Here is a 24,898-nt window from a genome sequence, read left to right on the forward strand (position 1 = left end):
GGCGAAAGCGAACACACGCCATGCCAAACATCCTGCGCGCCCTCGCCGCGATCTGCTTTTCAGCCGCTGCGGCAACAACACATGGCGCGGGTTTCAGCTTCGTCGAGGTTCCCGCGGACGCAGAAGCTCCCGCCCTGCGGGGCGCCGTCTGGTATCCCTGCCGCGCGCCGACCGGCCAGGTCCACGTGGGCCCGATGCGGATTCCAGGCGTCGAGGACTGCGCGATGGAAGGAGACCACTGGCCCTTGGTCGTCTTCTCCCACGGCAGCGGCGGCTCCTTTCTCGGTCACCATGACACGGCGACGGCGCTGGCCGACGCCGGCTTCGTCGTCGCAGCAATCAGCCATCCTGGCGACAACTTCCAGGATCTGAGTCGGCAGGGCGACCTGTCGGTCTTCGAGAGCCGGCCGGTCGACATGCGGCGCCTGGTCGACCACATGGTGGGTCGCTGGCCCGCACGCGCCAAGCTGGCCCCAGGAGAAATCGGCTTTTTCGGCTTTTCGCGTGGTGGCTACACCGGTCTGGTCGCCATCGGCGCCAAGCCCGATTTCAAGGTCGGCCTGTCTCTGTGTCCGGCAGTTTCGGCCCGGCCGATCTGCCAGCAAATACGCCGCAACGAGCAACCGCGGCCGCCGCGTCGCGATGCCCGGATCAAGGCTGCGGTCATCGTCGATCCGTTGAGCTTCTTCACCGCTGAGGGCCTGAAGCAAGTGAACGTCCCGGTCCAACTCTGGGCCTCGGCGTATGGTGGCGACGGCGTGACGCCGGAGAGCGTCGACACGGTGCGCAGGCATCTGCCCTCCCCACCGGACTGGAACACGCCGGCGAAAACCGTCCATTTCAGCTACCTCGCGCCCTGCTCGCCGGCGCTGGCTCAGGCCGTGCCGGAGATCTGCAGCGACCGGCCTGGCTTCGACCGCGTGGCCTTCCACCAAAGCTTCAACGCCAAGGTGCTTGCCTTCTTCCGGACTCAATTGTCGGCGGCGGCCAGGCCGGTTCAGGCCGCCCCACCGATCAGTCGCTGAAACAGCCGAGTTATCCGGGAAACACCCACCGGAGCCGAGACAACAGGCGCTGGCAGGGCGCGAACGCGCGAGGCTGACTGCGCCGTCACCTCGATCCAGCCACCCCGCTCCGAAACGAAGGCCTCGCCTTCGTCTAGCAGCGTCTTCACGCTGAACATGGTTTCGCCGAACCAGCTGGGCGGCGCAGTCACATTGACGCAACCTTGAGTGACGAGCAACGCGAAGCCGGCATCGACGGCCATGCGCAGCGTCTGGCCGCGCTGCAGGCAGGTGGATTCGGGGAGTTCGGTGGTCATCGCAGGTGCCCTGTCGAAGAGTTGCAATGACTTCATCGTAGGGATCGCAGTGCCTGAAGAACAGGCACAGACAATGGCTTTCCCGGCCACAACAGCGGCCCTGCATGTGCATCTGTTATGGTCCCACTCCCGCAGAACTGCATCTGTTTCCCCGGTGCCGCCTGCGCGAGCATCGACCGCATGGAACCGTCACCGCTCTATCGCCAACTGGCCGTCCACTACCTGGACGCGATCCGTGCCGGCTCGCTGAAGCCGGGCGACAAGCTGCCTTCGCTGCGCAGCCTGACGCGCCTGCACAGCATCAGCCTGTCGACCGCGCTGCAGCTGTGCCGGACCATGGAAGGCGAAGGCTGGGTCGAGGCCCGCGACCGCTCGGGCTACTTCGTGCGGCGTCCGCGCCGGCTCGCGATCGCGGCCATGGAAGAGCCCGCCGCCCATGTGGCGCCCGACCCGGCGCAGTACGTCGGCATCCATGCGAAGGTCTCGGAGTTCGTCGCCCGCAGGCGCCAGGGCGAGGTGCGGATCGATTTCTCGCTGGCGCGCGGTGCGCCGGAGCTCTATCCCGCGCAGGCGCTGCAGACGATCATGATGCGGCTGCTGCGCCAGCGGCCCGCCCTCCTGACGACCGCCGCGCCCTCGCGCAGCCTTACGCCCTTGCGCGAAGCCGCGGCGCGGCGCGGCATGCGCGCCGGCATGACGCTCGCGCCCGACGAGGTGCTGTCCACCAACGGCTGCATCGAGGCGCTCAACCTCGCGCTGCGCGCCGTGGCCCAGCCCGGCGACACGGTGGCGGTCGAATCGCCGACCTTCTACGGCCTGCTGCAGGTGCTCGAGAGCCTGGGCATGCGCGCCGTCGAGATTCCCACCAGCCCACAGACAGGGCTGTCGGTCGAGGCCCTGGAGATGGCGCTCGAGGCCTACGACAACATCAAGGCGGTGGTGGTGGTGCCGCATCTGCAGAACCCGCTGGGCAGCGTCATGCCCGATGCGCACAAGCAGCGCCTGGTCGCGCTCTGCGAGCAGCACGGCGTGGCGCTGATCGAGGACGACACCTACAGCGAACTGCTCGACAGCGACACGCCGGCGCGGGCGATCAAGTCATGGGACCGCACGGGCAACGTGATCCACTGCGCCTCGCTGCACAAGATCCTGGCGCCGGGCATGCGGCTGGGCTGGATCTCGGCCGGACGGTGGCATGCGCGGGTCGAGATGCTCAAGTACACGCAGACCCGCAGCAACGAGGAGCTGTCGCAGTGGACCGCCGGCGAATACATGGCCACCGGCGCCTTCGACCGGCATCTGCGGCGGCTGCGCGAACGCCTTCGGGAGCAGCGCGAGCGCACGACCGATGCCATCGCGGCGCACTTCCCCCCCGGGACGCGGCTGAACCTGCCGCCGGGCGGACTGCAGCTGTGGGTCGAGCTGCCCGACCGGCTGTCGTCGATGACCGTGTTCGACCGGGCCTTGCGCGAGGGGATCCTGGTGGCGCCCGGCGCGCTGTTCTCGAACTCGTCACGCTTCGATCATTACCTGCGCATCAACTGCGGCTGGCCCTTCACCGACGCGATCGAGAGCGGGCTGCGGCGGCTGGGGGAGATTGCCTGCGAGTCGGGGGCGGTGCGGATGGCGGCTTGAGCCGGGTCAGTGCCCATGCCGATGATGCGCATCCGGCACGTGAGGATGCGAATGGCGCAACGGCTCATGGGCATGCCGATGACTGTGGGCGCCTGTCGGCATGGGGTGGTGCGCATGGTTGTGATGCCCATCGTCGTGGCGATGGGCGTGTTCGTGCGCCATCGCCTCGTGCGCATGCGCATGCCCATGTGATTCGGCCAGGTGCAGGACGACGCCCAACGCCATCAGCACGCCCGCGACGGCCATGATCCAGCTGCCGCTGCGGTCGCCCATCGACATCGCCAGCGCGGCACCGATGAACGGGGCGAAGGCGAACACCGAGCCGGTGCGCGCCGCACCGAATGCCCGCTGCGCCAACAGGTAGAAGCGCAAGCTCAGCCCGTAGCCGGTGGCGCCGACCGTCAGCAGTGCCGCTGCGGCGCCCAGCGTCGGGAGAGGATCGCGAAACACGACCGCCAGCACGGCGGTCGCGGCGGTACCGAGAACCGCCTTGGCCAACACCACTTGCGAAGGATCGCGCTCGGCCAGCGCCCGCGACAGCGTGTTGTCGGTTCCCCAGGCCAGCGTTGCCAGCAGCACCGCGAGCAAGCCCCAGAGCTGGCTTCCGCCGTGGCTGCCCTGGTCGAGCACCAGCACGATCCCCCCGGCAATGAGCAGAAACATGGCGGACCACACCCGCCGATCCAGGGTCTCGCCATACACGAGCCGCGCGAGCAATGCGGTGAACAGTGCTTCCAACGTGAGCATGAGCGAGGCACCTGTCCCGCTGGCGTGCTGCAGGCCCCAGGCAAGCGCGACCGGGCCAAGCAGCGCGCCGAAGGCCGCCATCGACATCAGCCGAGGCAGGTCGCCGCGCACCAGCTTCGCTTCCTTCGCGGCATGTTGCCGGGACAGCGCCCCGACGAGGGCCGCACCGGCATAGAGCAACGCCGCCGTCGTGAAGGCCCCCAGGCCGGCACCCCACCGTTGCACGAGCGGCGTGCTCATGCCGAACAGCGCGGCCGCGAGCAGCGCCAGCAGGCCGCCACGAAGCGCAGGAAAGCGAATTCGCGAAGCTTTCATGGTCGATCAGCTTCTACCACCAACCAGGTGGCGCACCGGGAGCCGCGCGGCCCCTACATGCGCCAAGGTTTCTATGTCACTAAGTCTACAAATATGTAGGATCTTCTACATGGAATTTGGAACGCCATTGTGGCTATTGCTGATCATCTCCCTGCCAACGACGAGCGCCACGGCCCGCATGCGGGTCTGGCGAGGCCTCAAGGCGCTCGGCTGCGTGGCCCTGCGTGATGGTGCGCATCTGCTGCCCGCCCGGCCCGAACTCGAACAGGCCCTGCAAGCGCTCGGCGACGAATGCCTGCGAGAGGGAGGCACCGCCTGGTTGATGGCCGTACAGGCACGCTCCACCGAGGAGGCCACAACCTACCGTGGGCTTTTCGATCGCAGGGAGGAATATGCGGTACTGCGCAAGGGGTGGCAGGAAACCCAGCGCGGCCTGGCATCCATGGGTGCGCCGGAGCTCGCACGGCTGCAGAGAAAGCTGCAGCGCGAGTTCGATGCCGCACGCGCCATCGACTTCTTTCCGGGTGAGGCGAGCATCGAGGCAGAAGCGGCCTGGACTGTTGTCAACGGCCGTATCGAGTCCCTGCTCTCGCCCGACGAGCCGCACGAGACCGAGGGCCGCATCCCACGGCTCGACGCTGCCGAGTACCAGGGCCGCCTGTGGGCGACCCGCCGCCGCTTGTGGGTCGACCGCGTGGCGAGCGCTTGGCTGATCCGCCGCTTCATCGATCAGGACGCCCGGTTCCAATGGCTCGCCAAGCCTTCCGACTGTCCGAAGCGCGCGCTCGGCTTCGACTTCGACGACGCGACCTTCACGCACGTCGGCGATCGCGTGACGTTCGAAACGCTGTTGGCCAGCTTTGACCTGGAAGGAGACCCTGCCCTCGTACGACTCGGGGCCATCGTGCATGCGCTGGATATCGGTGGCGATCCGGTTCCCGAAGCGAAAGGCTTCGAAGCCGTGATGTCGGGTGCACGGGAGAGGCTGGCCGACGATGACGCGCTGCTCGTCGAGATGAGCACGGTGCTCGATTCCCTGTATGCGCACTTCCAACGCGAAGCCCAGCGCAACGACGACAAGCCCGAAGCCCGATGAGCGAGAAGACCGCATGACGACAGACAGACCCGCACAGCCCAGCTATTCGATCTGGCAGCTCATTCGCTACATGCTCGCCCTGGGCACCTGGGGCTTCGGCGGCCCCGTGGCACTGGTCGGCTACATGTACCGCGACCTCGTCGAGAGACGCTGTTGGATCTCGGAAGGCGAGTACAAGGAGGGCATGGCCCTCGCGCAGCTGATGCCCGGGCCGCTTGCCGCCCAATTGGCGATCTACCTGGGCTACGTGCACCACCACGTGCTCGGCGCGACCATGGTCGGGATCGCGTTCGTGCTGCCGTCGTTTCTGATGGTCGTCGCCATCGGCGCGGTCTACACGGCCTATGGCGGCATCGCGTGGATGCAGGCCGTCTTCTACGGTGTCGGCGCCGCCGTGATCGGGATCATCGCGATGAGCGCCTATAAGCTCACGACGAAGAACATCGGCAAGGACAAGTTGCTCTGGGCCATCTTCCTGGCGAGCGCGGCGGTCACGGTGATCACCAAGTCCGAGATCGTGTGGGTCTTCCTCGGTGCCGGCGTGCTGGTCTGGCTCGTCCGCGCGCCGCCGAGGCGGAACTCGGGCAGTTCCGTGAACAGCGTCGCCGCCCCGATCGTGGCCTTCTTCGCGATCGATGCGCTCGACTGGCACAAACTGGGCGAGATCGGCGCGTTCTTTGCGTATGCCGGCAGCTTCGTGTTTGGCAGCGGCCTGGCGATCGTGCCTTTCCTGTACGGCGGCGTGGTCCAGGAGCACCACTGGCTGACGGATCGCCAGTTCGTCGATGCCGTCGCCGTCGCGATGATCACGCCCGGCCCAGTCGTCATCACCACCGGCTTCATCGGATTCCTGGTCTCGGGCTTCTGGGGCGCGGTGGTCGCGGCTGCGGGCACCTTCATCCCCTGCTACCTGTTCACCATCCTGCCTGCGCGGTACTTCAAGAAGCACGGCAAGCGCCCCGGCATCGTGGCCTTCGTCGACGGCGTGACCGCCGCAGCCATCGGGGCGATTTCCGGAGCGGCGATCGTCATCGGTCAGCGATCGATCTCCGATCTCCCCACGGCCGCACTGGCACTGATCACCGTCGGTGTTCTGTGGCGCTTCAAGAAGGTACCGGAACCGGTCGTCGTGGTCGTCGCCGCGTTGGCCGGCCTGGTGCTCTACCCGCTGACCGCTCACACGTGACATCCACCAAGAGGAGCCGGCAATGCATGCAGAGACCCTTGCTTCCCGCCGCGAGTTCGTCGCGGTAGCCCTGCTCTACCCAGGAGACCGCGCCGCACGCGACCGCAGCGACCCTGCCGAGAGCCGCTTTGCGGCACTGTTCACTGCGTTCGCATCCGCCGGCGTGGCCGCCGAGCCCGCCGTCTATCACGATGATTTCGCCGACGAGGTCGCCGCGCAGTTGCGGGGCGTCGACGCCGTGCTCGTCTGGTGCAATCCGGTCGAGGCGGGCCGCCGCCGCGACCGGCTCGACGCCGTCTTGCGCGAAGCCGCGCAGGCCGGCGTCTTCGTCAGCACGCATCCGGACACCATCCTGCGCCTGGGCACCAAGGACGTGCTGGTCGACACGCGCGACCTGCCCTTCGGCGGCGATGCGGTCCGCGTCGACAGCCTCGATGCGCTCGCGGCCGGCCTGCCCGATCGCCTGCGCCACGGCGCGCGTGTGCTCAAGCAACATCGGGGACACAGCGGCATCGGCGTGTGGCGGGTCGAGCGCGTCGAAGACTCTCCGCTGCTGCGGGTGCAGCATGCGCTGCGCGGCGGCGCGGAAGAACGAATCGACCTGTCGACGCTGCTCCAGCGCATGGCACCGTACTTTGAAGCAGCCGCTGGGGGTCACATGATCGACCAAGCCTGGCAACCGCGTCTGGTCGATGGCATGGTGCGCGCCTACCTGGTCGAGGACCGCGTGACCGGCTTCGGCCACCAGGCGATCAATGCCCTCTACCCGGCACGCTCGGGCGAGGCCGCGCCCACGCCCGGGCCACGTCTCTATCACGGCGCCGATCTGCCGCGGTTCCAGGCGCTGAAGCGCCTGCTGGAGACGCAGTGGATCGCGCAACTGCAGCAGCGCCTGGGGTTGACGCGCGCGCAGTTGCCGATGCTGTGGGACTGCGACTTCCTGCCCGGCGAACCGACCGTCGATCAACCCGAGCGCTTCGTGCTCTGCGAGATCAACGTCAGCAGCGTCTCGCCGTTCCCACCCTCGTCGATCGAGCCGCTGGTCAAGGCCGTGAAGGCACGCATCATGTTGCGGACCGGCTGAGCCAGTCGCGCCATCCCGCCCGCGCCCGGGACCACAATGCCCCATCTCCACCAACCATCGCGATCATGAACGACGATCTGGAAGAACGGATTCGCTCCGGCAAGGCACTCAGCGAGTCGATGGGCAATTTCCACGTGAGCGGGTGGGATGCCCAACACAAGATCCTGAAGGCTGCATTCACGGTTCGGCCCGAGTACTGCCACACGAACGGCACCATCGCCCAGGGCGGCTTCATCACGGCCTGGCTCGATGCAGCGATGGCGCATGCGGTGATGCACGACACAGGCCATGCGCAAACCGTCTTCAGCCTGGAGATCAAGGTCAGCTTCTACGAGAAGGTCGGCCCCGGCGAAGGCCGGGTCGAGGGACGGGTGGTCCGGCGCGGCAAGCGGGTCGCCTTCCTCGAGGCCTCCCTCTACAGCCCTGCCGGCAAGCTGGCGGCGGAAGCCACGTCGACCGGCATCCTGGCCGATCTCCAGGGCGTGGCGCCCCAGGGCATCAGTCCCACGCCTTGAGTTGCTTCGCTGCCGTGCCGAACTGACCCCGGTGGTAGATCGCAGCGCCCTTGAATGAAAAGTCAAAGGGCTCGAACGGTTCGGCGCGCGTCGCTGTCAGATGCCACGTACGTGGTCTAGGTGGCCACCGGGATGTTCAAGTTCCGTGTCCGAGTACAGACTGCCTCATTCGAAAAATACGCGAGGTCATGATGGCCGATTTCGACTATGACGTGATCGTGATCGGCTCCGGATTCGGCGGCAGCGTCGCGGCGTTGCGCGCGACCGAGAAGGGCTACCGGGTGGGCGTCATGGAAGCCGGGCGGCGCTGGCCCGACAGCGCGATACCCAAGACCAACTGGGACATCCGGAAATACCTGTGGCAGCCCGAGGCCGAGATGTACGGCCTGCAGCGCCTCAGCTTCCTGGACGACGTGCTGGTGCTGCACGGCGCGGGCGTGGGCGGCGGCTCGCACGTCTACGGCAGCACGCTCTATGTTCCGCCGAAGAAGTTCTTCGCCGCACCCGAGTGGTCCTACATCACCGATTGGTACGACGAGATGCCCGCGTACTTCGACCAGGCCCAGCGCATGATGGGCGTCAACCGCGTGCCCTACATGGACAGCGACAAGGATCGGCTGATGCGCGAGATCGCCGTCGAGATGGGGCACGGCGACACCTACAACAAGGCACCCGTCGCCACCTTCTTCGGCGCCCCGGGCGTCGAGGTCGACGACCCCTTCTTCGGCGGCGCAGGCCCGCGCCGCACCGGCTGCGTGAACTGCGGCAACTGCATGATCGGCTGCGGCCGCGGGGCCAAGAACAAGCTGACGGAGAACTATCTCTATCTCGCGGAAAAGAACGGCTGCGTCATCCACGACCTGCACGAGGTGATCGAACTCGCGCCGCTCGACGGCGGCGGCTACGAGCTGATTGCGACCCACCCCGGCTGGGTGCAGCGCGCGGCGCACGTCGATCGCCATCGCTACACGGCCAGGCAGGTGGTGGTCTCCGCGCATGCCTATGGCTCGGCGCGCCTGCTGCACCACATGCGCCATATCGACAAGCTCACAAGCCTGTCGGATCAACTGGGCAAGCTGGCCCGCACCAATTCCGAGGCGCTGATCCTGGTCACGCGGCCCTATGTCGACTGGAAGAAGGACCCGGACCGATTCATCATCACGCCCGGCAGCGTCGCCATCACCTCCGGCGTCTGGCCGGACCCGGACACCAGCATCGAGCCGGTGTCCTATGGCGTGGGCAGCGACTTCTTCGCGCTGGCCACGACCTACTACGCCTCCGGCCCGCAGAAGCACCCCACCGAGACCTGGCTCAAGCACCTGATGGAGCATCCGGTCCAGACCCTCGGCCAGACCTTCGACGCGCGGCACTGGTCGGAACGCGCGATCACCCTGTTGTGCATGCAGACCACCGACACCTCGATCGACCTCTACTTCAAGGACGGCATCCTGCGCAGCCGGCACGGCTCGGGCGATCCGCCGCCCACGCACATCCCGGCCGCCGACGAGTTCGCGAAGCGGCTCGCGGCCAGGATGGGCGGGCTCGAATCGGCGCTGGATTTCGAAGTCGTCAACCGCACGGCGTCGGCCCACTTCATCGGCGGCATTCCGATCGGCGACTCGCGCGATAAGGGCGTGGTCGATCCCTACCAGCGCGTCTTCGGCCATGCGGGCCTGCATGTCATGGACGGCAGCGTGATGCCCGCCAACCCGGGGGTCAATCCCTCGCTCACGATCCTGGCGCTGGCCGAGCGTGCCATGTCGTTCTGGCCGAACAAGGGCGACGCCGATCCGCGGCCTTCCCTGGGTGCCGGCTACCAGCGCCTGGCGCCCATCATGCCGCGCGCGCCCGCGGTGCCGGCGCAGGCACCCGGCGCCCTGCGCTTCGACAAGCCGCAGCGCGAAGTGATTCCCGAATATCCGTACTGAGTCGAAGGCCGACGCACAGGAGACGAGCATGGCGAACCCGACGGTCGAGTACCGAGACCTGGGCCCATCGGCCCGATTGCCGGACCAGTCCGTCAATCCCTATTACCTGGCCGATCGCAAGCTGCGTGTGTCCGTCGCTCGCGTCGGCAAGAGCCTGTTCGCCTTCGACGACCTCTGCCCGCACGACGGCGGCCAGCTGTCGGCGGGCCTCCTGACCGGCACGACGCTGATGTGCCCGTGCGACGGCTCCCGCTTCGACGTCTCGACCGGCGCCGTGCAGGGCGGCCCGGCAAAGCAGCCACTCCCCACCTACGAGGTGCGCGAGCAGAACGGAGAAATCTGGGTTCGCGTCTGACACCAGGAGTTCATCGCCATGTCCGTCCCCGACTACGCCTCGCTCGTCGCCAGCCAGCGCGCCTTCTTCCTCGAAGGCCACACGCGCCCGGTGGCGTGGCGCAAGACCCAGCTCGAAGCCGTCAAGGCCCTGTTCACCGACCACCACGACGAACTGTGCGACGCACTCTGGAAAGACCTGCGCCGCAACGTGAACGATGCCGACCTGATGGACGTGGACTACTGCGCCAAGGAAGCCGCCTACGCGCTCAAGCACATCGACACCTGGATGAAGCCGCTGCACGAGCCGATGCCGCTGGTGTTCGAGCCCGGCTACATCCGGGTGAACCGCGATCCGCTCGGCGTGTCGCTGATCATCGGCGCCTGGAACGAACCCTTCATGCTGGTCTTCGGCCCGCTGGTGGCGGCGCTGGCGGCGGGCAACACGGCGGTGCTGAAGCCCTCGGAGATCGCCGCCCACTGCGCGGCCGCCGCGGCGCGCCTCGTGCCCGAGTACTTCGATCCGCGGGCGGTCGCGGTCGTCGAGGGCGCCGTCCCTGAGACCACCGCGCTGCTGGCGCAGCAGTGGGACATGATCTTCTTCACCGGCAGTCCGCCCGTCGGCAAGATCGTGCACCAGGCCGCCGCGAAGAACCTGACGCCCTGCGTGCTCGAACTCGGCGGCAAGAACCCGACCATCGTGCATTCGTCGGCCAACCTCAAGGCGGCCGCGCGGCGCATCGCCTACGGGCGCTACCTGAACTCCGGCCACATCTGCACCGCGCCCGACCATGTGCTGGCGTGGCCGGAAGTGAAGGACGAGTTCCTGCAGCACATGAAGGACACGATCCGCGAGTTCTACGGCGACGACCCCAAGCAGAGTCCGGACTACGGGCGCGTGATCAACCGGCGCAACTTCGATCGCCTGGCCGGCCTGCTCGGCAGCGGCAAGGCCATTGCCGGCGGCCAGACCGATGCCGACGAGCTCTACATCGCGCCGACGGTGCTGGTGGACGTCGCGGTCGACTCGCCGATCATGAAGGAAGAGATCTTCGGGCCGATCCTGCCGGTGCTCGAGATCGATTCGGTCGAGTCCGTCGTCCAGTGGGTCAACAGCCGGCCGAGCCCGCTCGGCCTCTACATCTTCGCCGAGGACAAGGAGGTGATCGACAGGATCCTGTCGGCCACGCGCTCGGGCGATGCGGAGGTCAACGACTGCGCCATCCACCCGCTCTTTCCCGAGCTTCCGTTCGGCGGCGTGGGCAACTCCGGCATGGGCAAGTACCACGGGCGCTGGGGCTTCGAAGCCTTCACCAACGCGCGCGGCGTGCTCCACCACAGCAGCACCGTCGACCCTGGCGTGCGTTATCCGCCTTACGCGAAGCACGGCCTCGAACGCGTCGCCGTCAACAAGCTGATGCCATAGAGGCGGCATCGACGTGGACCTCGACCCCGTCCTCCTGTCGCGGATCCAATTCGGGTTCCTGATCAGCTTCCACATCATCTTCCCCGCCTTCACGATCGGGCTGGCGGCATGGCTGGCGACGATCGAGGGGGCGCGGCTGGCGACGGGCAACGCGCTCTATCGCCGGGTGTTCGACTTCTGGCTGCCGATCTTCGCCGTCTCCTTCGGCATGGGCGTGGTCACGGGCATCGTCATGGCCTTCCAGTTCGGCACCAACTGGGGCGTGCTCTCGGTGAAGACCGGTTCGATCCAGGGCCCGCTGCTCGGCTACGAGGGCTTCACGGCCTTCATGCTCGAGGCGACCTTCTTCGGCGTGATGCTGCTCGGGCGCGACCGGGTGTCGCCGCGCTTCTACTTCTTCTCGTGCTGCATGGTGTCGCTGGGCACGATGTTCTCGTCCTTCTGGATCCTCGCCAACAACAGCTGGATGCAGGTGCCGCTGGGCCACACGGTGGTGGACGGCAAGATCATCCCGACCGACTGGATGCAGATCGTGCTGGGCCCGGTGCAGATGGTGCGCTGGCCGCACATGCTGCTCGCCGCCTTGCTGACGACCTCGATGTGCGTGTCGGCGACCGGTGCCTGGTATCTGCTGCGCCGGGTGCACCTCGACGAAGGCCGGATGATGCTGCACTGGGGCCTGGGGCTGGCCGCGGTGCTGATTCCGGTCCAGCTCTTCTTCGGTCACCTGACCGGCGAATACGTGCTCAAGCACCAGCCCGCCAAGTTCGCCGCGATCGAGGCGCGCTGGAAGAACGAGCAGCCCGCCAGCGAGGTGCTGATCGCCATTCCCGACGAGGCCAACGAGCGCAATCTCTACGCCATCTCGGTACCGAAGCTGGGCAGCTTCATCGCCTCGGGCAATTTCACTTCGGCCGAGCGAGGGCTCGAATCCTTCCCGCGCGAAGACCGGCCGCCGGTGCTGATCCCCTTCTTCGCCTTCCGGCTGATGGTCGGCATGGGTCTGGTCATGCTGGCCGTCTCCTGGCTCGGCAACCTGCTGCGCTGGCGCGGCAAGCTGGAGTCCTCGCGCTGGTTCCTGTGGGCCACCTTCATGTCGTTCCCGACCGGCTTCATCGCCATCCTGACCGGCTGGTACACCGCCGAGATCGGGCGCCAGCCCTGGGTGGTCTACGGGCTGCTGCGCACCAGGGACGCCGTCACGCCCTCCCTGACGACCAGCGATGTCCTGACTTCGCTGATCGTCTACGTGCTGGTGTACTGGATCTTCGTATCCTTCGGCATCTACTACATCTACAAGCTCCTGCGCGAGGGCCCGCGCGCCAGGACCCAGGCCACGGAGAACGTCACCGGCAGCCGGCCTCTGGCGGTCGCCGCGCGCACCGACGCCGCATCCGAAGGCAGATCCGGGGGCCGGTCGTGAGCGCGGCGGCACCCAGCGACCTGGCGCTCTTCTGGGCGGCGGTCATTGCCGTCTCGATCCTGGTCTACGTGATCCTGGACGGCTTCGACCTCGGCGTCGGGATCCTCTTCGGCACCACCCGCGAAGAGAGCCACCGCCTGCACATGATGGACACCATCGCGCCGTTCTGGGACGGCAACGAGACCTGGCTGGTGGTCATCGGCGCCGGCCTGTTCGCGACCTTTCCGGTGGTTTATGCCGTCTTCCTGGGTGCCTTCTACCTGCCTGTCCTGCTGCTGCTCGTCGGCCTCATCTTCCGCGGCATTGCCTTCGAATTCCGCTACCGCAGCGTCAAGACGCGCTGGCTGTGGGACCTGGGGTTCTTCCTCGGATCAACGGTGGTCGCCTTCGTGCAAGGGGCCGCCGTGGGCGCATTGATGCGCGGCCTTCCAGTGGCGCAGGGCCAGTTCGCGGGCACCTCCTTCGAATGGCTGCATCCGTTTTCGGTGCTGACCGGCGTCGGCCTGGTCTTCGGCTATGCGTTGCTCGGCGCAGGGTGGATCGTGCTCAAGAGCGAAGGCGACCTGCGCGACTGGGCCTATCGCCGCATTCCGTGGCTGGCCGCGGCTGTCTTCGGAGTGCTCGGCCTGGCGTTCGCCGTGTCCTTGAGCGTGGACGCAGGTGCGATCGCGCAAAGCCATCTGAAGGACCGGCCATGGGGGTGGGCCTTTGTCGCGGTTGCGATCGCCTCATTGATCGGCGTCGTGACGGGCGTTCGTGTGCGCCGGGATGGTGTCGCGTACGCACTGACCGTGGTGTTCATCGCGGCGGCGTACCTGACGCTCGGCACGATGTTCTGGCCCTACATGGTCCCGTATGCGGTGACGGTGGCCAGTGCAGCGGCGCCGGAGGAATCACTGCGGTTCCTGTTCTATGGCGGCGTGGTGGTCTTGCCGGTGATCGCCGCCTACACCATCGGCGTCTACTGGGTGTTCCGCGGCAAGGTCCGCAGCGGCTACCGCTAGCAACCGCCTGGCGGCAGGCTCAGTCGAGCAGCGCCATCGCCCCGTAGTCGCCGACCCGGTCGCCCAGGCCGGCCGCCACCAGCACCGCGCCCCGGGTCAGGGCCGCGAGCTTGCCGTCGATCTGGGCCTGCAGCCGCGGCAGCAGGAAGTCGCGGTTGTTCCAGAACACGCTGCCGCCGAGGCTGATGCGCTGCAGGTCGAGGGTGGCGACCAGGTTGAAGAGCATCCGGCCCATCACGCGGCACAGGGCGTCGGTGGTGGCCAGGGCCTTGGCTTCGCCGCGGGCGGCGGCGGCGAAGAGGTCGACCGCCGGCTCGCCGAAGCGGCGTGCGATCGCATTGCCGGCCACCAGCCCCTCGACGTCGCCGAAATTGCCGCAGCCGCACAGCGCCTGGTTGTCGTCGTCGGACACGAAGCTGTGGCCGGCATGGCCGGCGTTGCCGTTCTTGCCGCGCAGGACGTGGCCGTCGACGCACAGCCCGACGCCCACGCCGGTGCTCCAGGTGACGAAGGCGCAATGGTCAACGCCCTGCAGCGCGCCCCAGCGCCGCTCGGCCTCGAGGGCAGCGACCGCGTCGTTCTCGACCCGCACATGGGCGAAGCGCCGCTTGAGCGGGGCCTCGATCAGCGCCGTCATCCACTGGTTCGGCAGCCCGCGCGCCGGGCCGGCGATGCCACCGCAGATGTTCGGCGACGCCAGCTCGACCATGCCGTCGCGGATCTCGAAGGGGCCGGCCGACGAGACGCCGACCCGCTCGATCGAGGCGCCGGCGATGTTCTGCTCGGCGCAGGCCTCATCGATCAGCCGCAGGATCTGCAGCGCCACCGCGTCGTTGCCGCCGGTCTTGGCGGTCGGTTCGCTGCGCCGGCCAACCAGCGGCGTGCGGCTGTCGGCGGAAAGGCTCACGGCGATCTTGGTGCCGCCGATGTCCACACAGGCTCTCATGCGTGCCCCCACGCTCGGCACTTCGTGTCCTCGCTGCCGCCCGAGGGGGCGCGAGCTTGCTTGGGGCGGCCCGGCGCTGCGCTCATCTTCATATCCATCGCGCGACCAGGGCCGCGATCATGCTCAAAACGACCGTGCTGGCGATCGGCAAGTGCCATTCGCGCCCAAACGCACGGAACTCGAAATCGCCGGGCAGCCGCCCGAAGCCGAAGCGCCGCAGCCAGGCCGTCAGCCCGCTCATGAGCACCAGGGCCAGGACGACGACGATCAGCCAGCGAATCATGGATGCAGTTTAGGGCTAGAGACCCGTCGCCTCACGTGTTGTTTTATCGCAACCCTCGGGCACCTGAGTGAGTGTCGGAGGGCGCTGGATCACGACCACGGCGGTTCGTAGAGAATGCGCTACGGGCAGCCAGATTGCCATTGCATACCGTGCCAGCGCGGTTTGTACGGAGCGGCGCGTTGAACGGGCCGATCACCAGAGTGACACCGTAGGGCTCCTTCGAAGTCCTAGGATCCGCCCTACTTGGAGGTGTAGCCGTCGTTGATCCGGATAGTCCGGCCGGTGACCCTACTGCTGTGGCGTGCAGTCAATCAGCAGGCCTCGAACTTGCTGACCTGCTGCAGCTGCCCCATGACAAAGCGGCGGCCAAGCGCGTCCACCACCGCGCAACTCCCACGAGAACACAGCTGCCGGCGAACACGTACAGTCAGTCGAAACGTGGCGCACGCCACCCGATTCAAAATGCAGCCGCCAGTACGGGTGAACAGCAAGGCAAGCGACACGGCTTTGCCAGACGCGCTGGATGGCCTTTGACGGCGCGTTCGAGTCGAGGTGATCTTCCTTTCGTACGCAGCGCCTTTAGCGAGCGTTTTCGGTGGTGACATGAAGTGATCTGCATACATGTGTACGGCTCGCGGGTGAGCGCATCGAACCATGTCCGCAATCTCGATGAGATCCGCACACCCAGTCCTTGACAAATCGAAGACTCGGGCCCGAAGGCACAGCCGTCACGGAGAGCAGGTTTCAAATTGCGGGCAAGCTCCCCGACCTTCCGGGGCCGCAGCCTCAGGAGCCGTCAGAGCGCCTGCCGTCGGTCCACCAGCCCTTTTCCAGTTCCTGCGCAATCAGGGTCTTCAAGATCTCCTTGACCCGCCGCGCGGCGCGCGACAGCGGCCTGCCCGTGGTGTGGGCGATCGATATCCTTCGGTCGATGGTCGGCTTGACGATGCGCGCCGTCACCAGCCGGCCTTCGGCCGGATCGTTCTGTATCGCCGCCAGTGAAAGGATGGTGAAGCAGCCGGTGCGGCGCACCATCTCCTTGAGTTGCTCGGTCGCATCGACCTCGGCCGTCACGTGCAGGCTGACGCCGACCTTGTCGAGCGCCCCTTCGACCACCGATCGAAGCCCGTGCTCGCGTCCGGGCAGCACCATCGGGAGGCCGGCCAGACGGCTGGCCGGCACCTGCCCCTTCGCTTCCAACAAGCCGTCGAGGTCGCACCGGTCGCGGGCGGCGAGGAACAGGTTCTCGTCCAGCACCCATTCGAGATCGAGGCCCGGCGCGCTCGAGGACGCATAGACCAAGCCGAAGTCGATCGCGCCTTCGGGCAGCCAGCGCGCGATGTGACCGGACAGGCCCGACACCACGCGCAGTTGCACGTTCGGCATCTCCTGTCGCACCGTCTGGATCAAGGGCACGGTCAGCAGCGAGGTGAGAGATCCCGGAATGCCGACCGCCACACGCCCCACCTCCGACGACTGATGCACCCGCATGCTCGAGGCGGCGGCCACCACCGCATCCAGCACCGTGCGGGCGTGGACCAGGAAATCCCGGCCCTCGGGCGTGAGGATGGCGCCGTCGAAGCGGCGCTCGAAGAGCTGAACGCCGAGCTCCTCCTCCAGCAGCTTGATCTGCGCACTCACCGAGGGCTGCGAAATATGCAGGACCTGCGCAGCCTGCAGGAAGGACCGCTGCTCCGAGATGGCGACGAAATACCTGAACTGCTTGAGATTCACCTTGGGCCTCTGGACGCTGCACAAGCGCCCAAGTATCAGGCCAACCGGTCAAGCTCCGCGAGGATCTCCAGCGTGTGCTCGCCGAGGCGCGGTGCCGGGCGCGTGAAGTTGCCCGGGCTCTCCGAGAGGCGCGGCACGATGTTGTGCATCGGGATGCTGCCGAGTTCGCGGTCCTCCATCTCGACGATCGCCTGCCGGCCAGTCACGAAAGGATGGTCGATCAGGTCGGCAACGGAGCACACCGGACCGACCGTCACGCCGGCCGCCTCGAAGGCATCGAGATTGGCTTGCTGAGTCCGCGCGCCGATGAAGGCCGCGATGATCGCATCGAGGGCATCGCGGTTGGCGACGCGGGCGTCGTTGGTGGCGAAGCGTTCGTCACTCTTCAGCTCCGGCCGGCCGATGGTGTCGAGGATGCGCATCGCCATCGACTGCATGGAGCCCGAGAGCGCGACGAACTTGCCGTCGAGGCATTCGTAGATGTTGCGCGGTGCGGTATGGGTCGACTGGTTGCCCGAGCGCATGGTCGGCACACCGGTGAGCTTGTACTTGGCCGCCTCCGAGGCGATCACCGAGAAGATCGGCTCGAACAGCGACAGGTCAATCACCTGCCCTCGCCCTTCCCCTTCGGCCACCCGTAGCGCGGTCAGCACGCCGGCCGCGCCGTAAATGCCCGCGATCATGTCGGCCAGCGCCAGCGGCGGCAGCACCGGAGGTCGGTCAGCGTAGCCGTTCAGGAAGGCGAAGCCGGACATCGCCTCGACCAGCGTGCCGAAGCCCGGCTTGTGGTTGAAGGGTCCGGTCTGCCCCCAGCCCGAGATGCGCACCACCACCAGCGCCGGATTCAGCTCGAGCAGCAACGCGGGTGCGAGGCCCATGCGCTCCAACCCGCCGGGCACGAAGTTCTCGATGAAGACCTGCGAGTGCCGCACCAGCTTTCTGAGTCGTTCCAAGCCCTCGGCCGACTTGAGGTCGAGCACCAGCGAGCGCTTGTTGCGGCCGTAGACCTTCCAGTAGATGTCCTGGTCTTCCTCCCGCCAGCTGCGCAGGTCGTCGCCGGCGCCCTCTCGCTCGACCTTGATCACGTCGGCGCCGAAGTCGGCCAGGTAGACGCTCAGCATGTTGCCCGCCACCAGGCGCGACAGGTCGAGCACGCGCACGCCCTCGAGCGGGCCCTTCGCATCGGAGTCGAATCGTTGCATCTTCTTGCTCCCGGCCTAGACGAGGATCACGGGCTTGATCTCCTGCATGTTCCGCATCCGCTCCAGGGCGATGTTCACGTCGTCAAGCTTGTAGCGCCCGGTGATCATCTTTTCAAACGGGAAGTCGTGGAGGTGGGTGGAGATGAAGTCCAGCGCCAGCGAGTAGCTGCGCGCATCGCCCGAGAAAGAGCCGACCACCGTGATGTTCTTCTTCACGATCAGCGAGGGCGCGAACTCGGTCTTGCCTTCGCCCAACTGCCCGACGATCAGGTACCGGGCGCCCCTGCGGCACAGATGCAGCCCCTCGACGAAGGCCGCCGGCACCCCGGTGAACTCCAGCACGATGTCCGCGCCGCGACCGCCGGTGAGAGCCTGCACCATGTCCAGCCGCTCCTGCGCCGTGGTCTCATCCACAGAGATGCAGAGATCGGCGCCGAACTCGCGCGCCAGTTCCAGCCGTGCGGCCGGAGCGCCGATCACGATCACCTTGCGTGCGCCGCGCACCTTGGCGTTGGCGGTCGCGAGCAGGCCGAGCGGCCCCGCGCCCTGCACCACCACCACCTCGCTCGGGTCGATCTCACCGAGCTGCGACATCGCGTTCATCACCGAGCGCAGCGCGCAGCTGGACAGGCTCGCCAGCTCGTTGGGCACGTTGTCCGGCACCTTGAGGCGGCCCGCCTGCGGCAGGACGTAGCCGTATTCCGAGAAGCCGCCCAGCAGGTAGGGCTCCTGCTCCATGTTCTCGTACATGTAAGCGCGCCGGTTCATGCACAGTGTCGGCTTGCGCGCTGTGGTGCAGAAGAAGCAGCTGCCGCAAGCGGTGTGGGTGTAGAGCACACGGTCGCCCACGCGCAGCGGGTTCCCAACCGAGTCGCGGTCGGCCCCGTAGCCCAGCTTGAGCACGCTGCCCACCATCTCGTGGCCGATGATGACCGGCAGGTTGACAGTGAGCGAGAGCGAGCCCTGCCACAAGTGGACGTCGGTGCCGCAGATCGAGCAGGCCTCGATCTTCACCAACGCGGCGCCGGTTTCGACGTTGCGCGGAATCGGCACGTTCTCGATCTGCAGCGGCGCCTTGAACTTGCGGAGCACCGCGGCGCGGGAGAATTCTGGAAGGGTCGTCATGGGGTTTCGTTCAGAAGAAATAGCGATACCAGAGAGAGAGCTGGGGCACGTAGGTGATGGTGGCCATCACCAGCAACGCGGCGACCAGGAACCAGCCCAGATAGCGCAAAAGGCTCACCAGATCGGCGTTGTTGGTGCGCGCCGCGACGTAGAGGTTGGCCGCCATCGGCGGGGTGAGCAAGCCGATCTCGATATTGGTCACGAGGATGATGGCGAAATGCACCGGGTCGATGCCGAACTTGGCCGCCGCCGGCGCCAGCAGGGGGCCCATCAGCAGGGTCGCGGCGTTGGTCTCCATGAACATGCCGATCAGCAGCAGAACCAGGTTCACCACCAGCAGGAACACCAGCGCGCTGTCGGTGAAGCCGGTGGCGTAGCCGGCGATCGACTGCGGCACCTGTTCCAGCACCATGGCGCGGTTGAAGATGCTCGTAAAGCCGATGATCACGAGGATCGCGGCGGACGACAGCGCGGCCCGGGCAAAGATGCCATTGAGTTCGCCGAATTTCGTCATCCGCCCGAGAACCGTCACCAGCAAGGCGTAGAGCGCCGCCACCGCAGCCGCCTCGGTCGGCGTGAAGATGCCCGAGTAGATGCCACCCAGCACCAGGACCGGCAGCATCAGCGCCGGGATCGATCGGGTCATGATGGCGGCCATCGAGCGCTGGACCATCCGGCCGTCAACGGCGGCATGGGTGGTCGGCTGCGCACCGGCCACCAGCTCCTGCCCGCCCGGCAGCACGTGCCGCGACATCCAGGCGTGCACCACCCCGAGCGCCAGCATCATCACGATGCCCGGCATCACCGATGCCAGGAACAGCTGCGTGATCGAGACGCCAACAATCGAGCCGTAGAGGATCAGAGGGATCGACGGCGGAATCAGCACACCGAGCAGGCCCGCCGAGGCATTGAGCGCCGCGGTGTAGCCGCGCGGGTAGCCGCGCAGCGACATCTCCCGGCCGACCGTGCCGCCGATGGCCGCCACGGTCGCGACCGACGAGCCCGTGATAGCGCCCATCAGCGCACTCGCGAGGATCATCACGTGGCCCAGCGGCGCCCGCACCCATCCCAGCAGGATGTCGCAGACTGCCGTGAGCTGGCGGATCAGGCCGCCTCGGTTCATGAGTTCGCCGCCCAACAAGAAGAGCGGGATGGCGAGCAGCGGAAAGCTCGACACCGTGTCGTAGGGAATCGACGCCAGCGACGACAATTCGATGCTCCAGGCCTCGGCCCGGACCATCACGATCAGCGCGAAGGCCACGCCCACAGGCACGCCGACCACCAGCAGAACCAGCAGCGCCAGCGCGATCATGTCAGCGACTCCTCATCGATCGGCAGTCGGTTGGTCAGGACGCGCCACAGCTCGACCGCCGCATGCAGCAACATCAGCAACATGCCCAGCATCAAGAAGAAAACCGGCACGACCACCGGTGTGCCCATGTCGAGCATGCGTTCGCCGGACTGCTTCATGTCGATGAAGAACAGGGCGCCGATCCAGGCGTAGACGCCCGCGAACCCCAGCAGGCACAGTGCGACCACACCGCGCGCGGCGCGCCTGATGGCGGCGTTGGGCATCAGCTTGACCACGTCGACCGCGATGTGCGACTGGGCGTAGGTGCACATCGCGGCGCCGATGAAAGTCAGCGGCGACATCGCGACGATGGCCCATTCGGCCACGTTCGGAAGTCCGAGATTGAAGTAGCGGGTCGCCACGCTGATCGACACCGTCAAGAGCATCACGAGGAGGCTCAGGACGCAGATCCAGCGTTCGATCCGGAAGACGCGGTACTCGAAGCCGTCTAGCCCATGGCTCGACGACGGCGAGGCGCGATGCATCAGCGCGGCGTGACTCACGGCTTGCGCAGTTTCGCGACTTCTTCGCGCAATGCCTTGATGCGCTCGGTGCCGTAGATCGGCGCCAGCTTGTCCCACAGCGAATCGCCGACCCGCTGGAACTCGGCCATCGCCTCCGGCGTGGGCACCGTGACGCGCACGCCACCGTCACCGATCTTCTTCAGGAAGGTCGCATTGAGCTCGCGGTTCTTCTGGATCTGCCGGGTGGAAACTTCGGCCGCCGTGTCCTGCAGGATTTTCCTCTGTTCCGCGCTCAGGCGGCCCCAGAACCGTTCGCTCGCGGTGATGGCGCCCATCGCGTAGACGTGGTTGGTGGTCGTCATGAACTTCTGCGCCTCGAACAGGCGCGAGTTGTAGGTGATGCTGGCGCCGTTGTCCTGGCCGTCGACCGTGCCTTGCTGCAGGGCCGTGAAGAGTTCGGGGAACGGCATCGCGACCGCCTGTGCGCCGGCGGCTTCGAAAAAGCCCTTGATGCCAGCCGAGCCCGGCACCCGCAGTTTGAGCCCCTTCAGGTCCGAGACCTTCTCGACCGCCTGCTTCGAATTGGTGACGGCGCGGAACTCCAGCTCGAAGAATCCGAGCGCCTGCATTTTGTGCCTGGCAAGGGTCGTGCGCAGGGTCGTCTGCAGCACGCCCTGCGGGTTATAGAAGATCGCATCCGCTTCTTTGAAACTGGTCGCGATGTAGGGCAGGTAGTGGATGTCCAGCAATGGGTCCAGGCCCGCCAGCGAGCCGGGATTCAGGAAGGCGAGTTCGATGGAGCCGCGCGACAGCTCGCGCGCCAGCGCCTCATCGCCGCCCAGCTGGCTGTTCGGGAACAGCGCGACGGTGATCTCGCCATTGGTGCGCTCCGACACCAGGCGCGCGAAGTCTTTGCTCGCCTCGTCGACCGGGCTGTTGATCGCGAACACATGGCCGAGCCGGATTTTCATCTCGGCGGCTGCCGTGCCGGCTCCCAGGGTGCCGACCGCCGTGACGACCAGGGTGGCAAGGACGCGCTTCGCCTTTCGCAACAGGGTTGCGTGATTCTTCATGTCTGTCTCCGTTCGTTTATTGTTGAAAAAGCGGCAGGGGCCACAGGCGCCCTTGAGTGAACCTGTTGTCAGCCGTGGTTCAGCACGATGGTCTTGGCCACTGTGTATTCGCGCAGCGCCTCGAAACCCTTCTCGCGGCCGTGACCGCTGCGCTTGAAGCCACCGAAAGGAAGCTCGATGCCCCCGCCCGCACCGTAGCCGTTGACGTAGACCTGGCCCACCCGCAGCTTCTTCGCCACCCTGATCTGGCGAGCACCGTTCTCGGACCAGACGCCGGCAATGAGGCCGTACTCAGTGCCGTTGGCGATCCGCACGGCGTCGCTCTCGTCGTCGAAGGGAATCACCACCAGCACCGGACCAAACACCTCCTCGAAGGCGAGCTCATGGCTGAGCGGCACTGGACCCAGCAGCGTCGGCTTGACGAAGAAGCCGTTCTTGCTCGCGCGCTCGTCAATGCGCCCTTCGCCGATCACGGGGATGCCGTCCTTGCGGGCGCGCTCCAGGAAGCCCATCACACGGCCGTGCTGCACCTTGCTGATCAGCGGGCCGCAGTCCAGGTCGGCCTCGTGCGGGCCGACCCGCACCGCGTTCATTCGCGCCGCCAATGCACTCACCACCTTCTCGTAGATCGATCGCTGCACCAGCACCCGACTGCCGGCCGAGCAGGTCTGGCCAGCGTTCTGGATGATCGCGTTGATCACCACCGGCAGTGCCTTGTCGAGGTCCGCATCCTCGAACACGAGCTGGGGCGACTTGCCGCCGAGCTCCAGCACGCAGGGCACGTGGTTGTCGGCTGCGGACTTCTGGATCAGCGTCCCGACCTCGGGCGAACCGGTGAACGAGAGGAAGTCGATGCCTGCGTGGCTCGCCAGAGCCGCACCCGCCTCTTCGCCGTAGCCCGTGACCAGGTTGATGGCCCCCGCCGGGATGCCGACCTCCGCGGCCAGCTGCGTCAGTCGTACGATGCTGAGACAGGCCTCCTCGGCGGGCTTGAGCACGGTCGCGTTGCCGGTGGCGAGGGCCGCGCCCAGGGTGCGGCCGAACATCTGGGCCGGATAGTTCCAGGGGATGATGTGGCCGGTCACACCGCGCGGCTCGCGCACGATCATCACCTGGTAGCCGTCGAGAAAGGGAATGGTGTCGCCGTGCAACTTGTCGGCCGCGCCGCCGTAGTACTCGAAGTAGCGCGCGGTCGCGATCACGTCGCTGCGCGCGAGCTTCAGCGGCTTGCCGGTATCGTTGGCCTCCAGCTGCGCCAGCTCTTCCTGGTTCGCCAGGATCGCCAAGCCCAGCCGCGAGAGCAGCCTGCCGCGCTCGGTTGCCGTGGTGCGGCCCCATTCGCCCTCGAAGGCGCGGCGCGCGGCGGCCACGGCAGCATCGATGTCCTCGGCGCCACCGCGGGCGATCTGCCCGATCACGTGGCCGTCGCTCGGACAGATCATTTCGATCGCGGCAGTGGAGGCGGGGCGCACCCATTGGCCGTCGATGTAGTTCAAGGGGGGAAGATCGGTCGTGAAAGGCATGGTCTCTTGTCTCGTCTCGCTGTGATGGGTAACTGGCTGCGAAGAGTACAAGTGACTGCGCTCCAGCAATAAATACTATTTAGCTGGAACCGCTGAAGCGAGGCCCTATAGGCCGAGCCGACGGCTACAGGCAAATCTGATAACGGCTAACCGAACATTCGATTTCCGCAAGCGGGTGCGGCGAACTACGATGCCATGCCCTTCAAGGAACATCTGCATGAGGACAACCCGCTACCGCTCTTTTCTCTTCGTCCCGGCGGACAACGATCGACTGCTGCAGAGCGCCGTCGCAAAGCCTTGCGACGTGATCATCCTCGACCTCGAGGACGGAACGCATCCGAGCCGCAAGGCCAGCGCGCGCGCCACGCTGCACGCGTCCATCGAGCGCGTGAAGGAAGCCGGCAAGACGGCCGCGGTCCGTGTCAACGGCGACCTGGACACGGCCGTGACCGACCTTCGCGTGGCAGTAAGCGAAGGGCTGGACATGGTGCTGCTCCCGAAAGTCGAACACCCGCGAGACGTGCAGTTGCTGTCGGGCCTGGTCGCCGCGCTCGAGGCTTCCGCGGGCATCGCGGCCGGGCGGGTTCGCTTCTTGCTGCAGATCGAGAGCGCCGCCGCCCTGCCCCGGCTGCATGAGATCGCCGCGGCCGATGCGCGCACCATGGGAATGATGCTCGGCAGCGAGGACTTCTCGCTCGACTGCGGCGCCCTGCCCACCCCGGAAGCGCTGATGCAGCCGAGCCTGATGGTGCTTCATGCGGCCCGTGCCGCGCGCATCCAGGCGATCGGCTTCGTCGGCTCGATCGCCGACCTTGGCGATGTCGCGCAGTTCGCACAGAAGCTCGATCAGGCGCGCTCGTTCGGCTTCAGAGGCGCCGTCGTCGTGCACCCGAAATTTCTGGATGCGGTGAACGCCTGCTACACCCCCTCGCCCGAAGCGCTCGCCGAAGCGCGCGAAGTCGTCGCCGCCTTCGAATCGGGCGATGCCGAAGGTATCGGCGCCATGAAGGTGAACGGCAAGATGATCGACAAACCGGTCTATCGAAGAGCGCTGGAGCTGATCGCGGAAGCCGACTAGGGCGTGTTAACACAAACGAAGTCCGTCGGCGATCAGCGCGAAGCTGATGAAGCCGATGAACATCACATCGAGTTTTTTGAAGCGAGAGAAGATCCGGCGGTAGCCT

The 24,898-nt window shown here is 66.7% G+C and carries 23 protein-coding genes and 1 pseudogene; 12 read left to right on the forward strand and 12 right to left on the reverse strand.

From position 1 onward, the window contains the following. Window positions 1-20 precede the first annotated feature (20 nt). Entirely contained in the window at window positions 21-1,025 is a 1,005-nt protein-coding gene (locus QZH52_RS02465) for an alpha/beta hydrolase family protein (RefSeq protein ID WP_301803252.1), read from the forward strand. Here the strand turns inward: QZH52_RS02465 and QZH52_RS02470 are convergent. After that, on the reverse strand, window positions 998-1,321 hold the full coding sequence (locus QZH52_RS02470) for a hypothetical protein (protein ID WP_301803255.1): 324 nt from the start codon (window positions 1,319-1,321) through the stop codon (window positions 998-1,000). The two genes, QZH52_RS02465 and QZH52_RS02470, sit on opposite strands and share 28 nt — an antisense overlap. Before the next feature lie 180 nt (window positions 1,322-1,501). On the opposite strand from QZH52_RS02470, the gene QZH52_RS02475 reads away from it, so the two are divergent. Then, window positions 1,502-2,956: an aminotransferase-like domain-containing protein gene (locus tag QZH52_RS02475; RefSeq protein WP_301803257.1), complete on the forward strand. Its 1,455-nt coding sequence runs from the start codon at window positions 1,502-1,504 to the stop codon at window positions 2,954-2,956. A 6-nt stretch (window positions 2,957-2,962) separates the two neighbouring features. Here the strand turns inward: QZH52_RS02475 and QZH52_RS02480 are convergent, their stop codons facing one another. Next, complete coding sequence (locus QZH52_RS02480; RefSeq protein WP_301803260.1) at window positions 2,963-4,018, reverse strand: DMT family transporter; 1,056 nt, start codon at window positions 4,016-4,018, stop codon at window positions 2,963-2,965. Between the two features lie 109 nt (window positions 4,019-4,127). Between QZH52_RS02480 and QZH52_RS02485 the strand changes: the two genes are divergently transcribed. The 9 genes from QZH52_RS02485 to cydB all read left to right on the forward strand — a co-directional run bounded on the left by QZH52_RS02485 (window position 4,128) and on the right by cydB (window position 14,013). Further along, complete coding sequence (locus QZH52_RS02485; RefSeq protein ID WP_301803262.1) at window positions 4,128-5,114, forward strand: chromate resistance protein ChrB domain-containing protein; 987 nt, start codon at window positions 4,128-4,130, stop codon at window positions 5,112-5,114. 13 nt (window positions 5,115-5,127) lie between these two features. Continuing rightward, entirely contained in the window at window positions 5,128-6,300 is a 1,173-nt protein-coding gene (locus QZH52_RS02490) for a chromate transporter (protein ID WP_301803264.1), read from the forward strand. 22 nt (window positions 6,301-6,322) lie between these two features. Continuing rightward, a complete protein-coding gene (locus QZH52_RS02495; RefSeq protein ID WP_301803265.1) occupies window positions 6,323-7,384 on the forward strand; it encodes a Cj0069 family protein in 1,062 nt (353 codons plus the stop codon). 65 nt (window positions 7,385-7,449) lie between these two features. After that, window positions 7,450-7,899 carry a PaaI family thioesterase gene (locus tag QZH52_RS02500; protein ID WP_301803268.1) on the forward strand — a complete coding sequence of 150 codons (450 nt, stop codon included), beginning with the start codon at window positions 7,450-7,452 and terminating at the stop codon, window positions 7,897-7,899. A 188-nt stretch (window positions 7,900-8,087) separates the two neighbouring features. After that, entirely contained in the window at window positions 8,088-9,827 is a 1,740-nt protein-coding gene (locus QZH52_RS02505) for a GMC oxidoreductase (RefSeq protein ID WP_301803270.1), read from the forward strand. 28 nt (window positions 9,828-9,855) lie between these two features. After that, window positions 9,856-10,182: a Rieske (2Fe-2S) protein gene (locus QZH52_RS02510; RefSeq protein ID WP_301803273.1), complete on the forward strand. Its 327-nt coding sequence runs from the start codon at window positions 9,856-9,858 to the stop codon at window positions 10,180-10,182. 18 nt (window positions 10,183-10,200) lie between these two features. Continuing rightward, complete coding sequence (locus tag QZH52_RS02515; protein WP_301803276.1) at window positions 10,201-11,586, forward strand: aldehyde dehydrogenase family protein; 1,386 nt, start codon at window positions 10,201-10,203, stop codon at window positions 11,584-11,586. Between the two features lie 13 nt (window positions 11,587-11,599). Next, window positions 11,600-13,009 (forward strand): cytochrome ubiquinol oxidase subunit I, encoded by a 1,410-nt coding sequence (locus QZH52_RS02520; RefSeq protein WP_301803278.1) that lies wholly within the window; start codon window positions 11,600-11,602, stop codon window positions 13,007-13,009. Further along, complete coding sequence (gene cydB / locus QZH52_RS02525; RefSeq protein WP_301803281.1) at window positions 13,006-14,013, forward strand: cytochrome d ubiquinol oxidase subunit II; 1,008 nt, start codon at window positions 13,006-13,008, stop codon at window positions 14,011-14,013. Before QZH52_RS02520 ends, cydB begins: the two co-directional genes overlap by 4 nt. Window positions 14,014-14,032: 19 nt before the next feature. Here cydB and QZH52_RS02530 read toward each other — a convergent pair whose 3' ends face one another. The 9 genes from QZH52_RS02530 to QZH52_RS02570 all read right to left on the reverse strand — a co-directional run bounded on the left by QZH52_RS02530 (window position 14,033) and on the right by QZH52_RS02570 (window position 23,714). Continuing rightward, the gene (locus QZH52_RS02530; protein ID WP_301803285.1) at window positions 14,033-14,959 is read right to left on the reverse strand and encodes an ROK family protein; all 927 of its coding nucleotides are present in this window, start codon (window positions 14,957-14,959) and stop codon (window positions 14,033-14,035) included. An 88-nt stretch (window positions 14,960-15,047) separates the two neighbouring features. Then, a complete protein-coding gene (locus QZH52_RS02535; protein ID WP_286523780.1) occupies window positions 15,048-15,242 on the reverse strand; it encodes a DUF2905 domain-containing protein in 195 nt (64 codons plus the stop codon). 786 nt (window positions 15,243-16,028) lie between these two features. Further along, window positions 16,029-16,976, reverse strand: a complete 948-nt coding sequence (locus QZH52_RS02540; RefSeq protein WP_301803292.1) for a LysR family transcriptional regulator — start codon at window positions 16,974-16,976, stop codon at window positions 16,029-16,031. A 35-nt stretch (window positions 16,977-17,011) separates the two neighbouring features. Next, entirely contained in the window at window positions 17,012-18,178 is a 1,167-nt protein-coding gene (locus QZH52_RS02545) for a CaiB/BaiF CoA transferase family protein (RefSeq protein ID WP_301803294.1), read from the reverse strand. A 15-nt stretch (window positions 18,179-18,193) separates the two neighbouring features. Beyond that, window positions 18,194-19,303: a zinc-binding dehydrogenase gene (locus tag QZH52_RS02550; RefSeq protein ID WP_301803297.1), complete on the reverse strand. Its 1,110-nt coding sequence runs from the start codon at window positions 19,301-19,303 to the stop codon at window positions 18,194-18,196. Between the two features lie 10 nt (window positions 19,304-19,313). After that, window positions 19,314-20,615: a TRAP transporter large permease gene (locus QZH52_RS02555; protein ID WP_301803300.1), complete on the reverse strand. Its 1,302-nt coding sequence runs from the start codon at window positions 20,613-20,615 to the stop codon at window positions 19,314-19,316. Continuing rightward, on the reverse strand, window positions 20,612-21,157 hold the full coding sequence (locus QZH52_RS02560; protein WP_301803301.1) for a TRAP transporter small permease: 546 nt from the start codon (window positions 21,155-21,157) through the stop codon (window positions 20,612-20,614). The genes QZH52_RS02555 and QZH52_RS02560 overlap by 4 nt, the downstream gene beginning before the upstream one ends. After that, window positions 21,154-22,191 carry a TRAP transporter substrate-binding protein gene (locus QZH52_RS02565; RefSeq protein WP_301803303.1) on the reverse strand — a complete coding sequence of 346 codons (1,038 nt, stop codon included), beginning with the start codon at window positions 22,189-22,191 and terminating at the stop codon, window positions 21,154-21,156. The genes QZH52_RS02560 and QZH52_RS02565 overlap by 4 nt, the downstream gene beginning before the upstream one ends. A 68-nt stretch (window positions 22,192-22,259) precedes the next feature. Continuing rightward, window positions 22,260-23,714 carry an aldehyde dehydrogenase family protein gene (locus QZH52_RS02570; protein ID WP_301803305.1) on the reverse strand — a complete coding sequence of 485 codons (1,455 nt, stop codon included), beginning with the start codon at window positions 23,712-23,714 and terminating at the stop codon, window positions 22,260-22,262. Window positions 23,715-23,931: 217 nt separating this feature from the next. On the opposite strand from QZH52_RS02570, the gene QZH52_RS02575 reads away from it, so the two are divergent. Further along, a complete protein-coding gene (locus tag QZH52_RS02575; protein WP_301803306.1) occupies window positions 23,932-24,792 on the forward strand; it encodes an HpcH/HpaI aldolase/citrate lyase family protein in 861 nt (286 codons plus the stop codon). A 6-nt stretch (window positions 24,793-24,798) separates the two neighbouring features. On the opposite strand, the pseudogene QZH52_RS02580 reads toward QZH52_RS02575, so the two are convergent. Further along, window positions 24,799-24,898 (reverse strand): annotated as a pseudogene (locus QZH52_RS02580) (IS5-like element ISCARN85 family transposase); the annotation flags it as partial.

The sequence above is a fragment of the Variovorax ginsengisoli genome (assembly GCF_030486595.1).
Classification (GTDB): domain Bacteria; phylum Pseudomonadota; class Gammaproteobacteria; order Burkholderiales; family Burkholderiaceae_C; genus Variovorax; species Variovorax ginsengisoli_B.

What these genes read in the sequence shown, in the direction of transcription:
- QZH52_RS02465 (WP_301803252.1), top strand. Translation starts at nt 21, where the DNA reads ATGCCAAACATCCTGCGCGCCCTCGCCGCGATCTGCTTTTCAGCCGCT.
- QZH52_RS02470 (WP_301803255.1), bottom strand. Translation starts at nt 1,321, where the DNA reads ATGACCACCGAACTCCCCGAATCCACCTGCCTGCAGCGCGGCCAGACG.
- QZH52_RS02475 (WP_301803257.1), top strand. Translation starts at nt 1,502, where the DNA reads ATGGAACCGTCACCGCTCTATCGCCAACTGGCCGTCCACTACCTGGAC.
- QZH52_RS02480 (WP_301803260.1), bottom strand. Translation starts at nt 4,018, where the DNA reads ATGAAAGCTTCGCGAATTCGCTTTCCTGCGCTTCGTGGCGGCCTGCTG.
- QZH52_RS02485 (WP_301803262.1), top strand. Translation starts at nt 4,128, where the DNA reads ATGGAATTTGGAACGCCATTGTGGCTATTGCTGATCATCTCCCTGCCA.
- QZH52_RS02490 (WP_301803264.1), top strand. Translation starts at nt 5,128, where the DNA reads ATGACGACAGACAGACCCGCACAGCCCAGCTATTCGATCTGGCAGCTC.
- QZH52_RS02495 (WP_301803265.1), top strand. Translation starts at nt 6,323, where the DNA reads ATGCATGCAGAGACCCTTGCTTCCCGCCGCGAGTTCGTCGCGGTAGCC.
- QZH52_RS02500 (WP_301803268.1), top strand. Translation starts at nt 7,450, where the DNA reads ATGAACGACGATCTGGAAGAACGGATTCGCTCCGGCAAGGCACTCAGC.
- QZH52_RS02505 (WP_301803270.1), top strand. Translation starts at nt 8,088, where the DNA reads ATGATGGCCGATTTCGACTATGACGTGATCGTGATCGGCTCCGGATTC.
- QZH52_RS02510 (WP_301803273.1), top strand. Translation starts at nt 9,856, where the DNA reads ATGGCGAACCCGACGGTCGAGTACCGAGACCTGGGCCCATCGGCCCGA.
- QZH52_RS02515 (WP_301803276.1), top strand. Translation starts at nt 10,201, where the DNA reads ATGTCCGTCCCCGACTACGCCTCGCTCGTCGCCAGCCAGCGCGCCTTC.
- QZH52_RS02530 (WP_301803285.1), bottom strand. Translation starts at nt 14,959, where the DNA reads ATGAGAGCCTGTGTGGACATCGGCGGCACCAAGATCGCCGTGAGCCTT.
- QZH52_RS02535 (WP_286523780.1), bottom strand. Translation starts at nt 15,242, where the DNA reads ATGATTCGCTGGCTGATCGTCGTCGTCCTGGCCCTGGTGCTCATGAGC.
- QZH52_RS02545 (WP_301803294.1), bottom strand. Translation starts at nt 18,178, where the DNA reads ATGCAACGATTCGACTCCGATGCGAAGGGCCCGCTCGAGGGCGTGCGC.
- QZH52_RS02550 (WP_301803297.1), bottom strand. Translation starts at nt 19,303, where the DNA reads ATGACGACCCTTCCAGAATTCTCCCGCGCCGCGGTGCTCCGCAAGTTC.
- QZH52_RS02555 (WP_301803300.1), bottom strand. Translation starts at nt 20,615, where the DNA reads ATGATCGCGCTGGCGCTGCTGGTTCTGCTGGTGGTCGGCGTGCCTGTG.
- QZH52_RS02565 (WP_301803303.1), bottom strand. Translation starts at nt 22,191, where the DNA reads ATGAAGAATCACGCAACCCTGTTGCGAAAGGCGAAGCGCGTCCTTGCC.
- QZH52_RS02570 (WP_301803305.1), bottom strand. Translation starts at nt 23,714, where the DNA reads ATGCCTTTCACGACCGATCTTCCCCCCTTGAACTACATCGACGGCCAA.
- QZH52_RS02575 (WP_301803306.1), top strand. Translation starts at nt 23,932, where the DNA reads ATGAGGACAACCCGCTACCGCTCTTTTCTCTTCGTCCCGGCGGACAAC.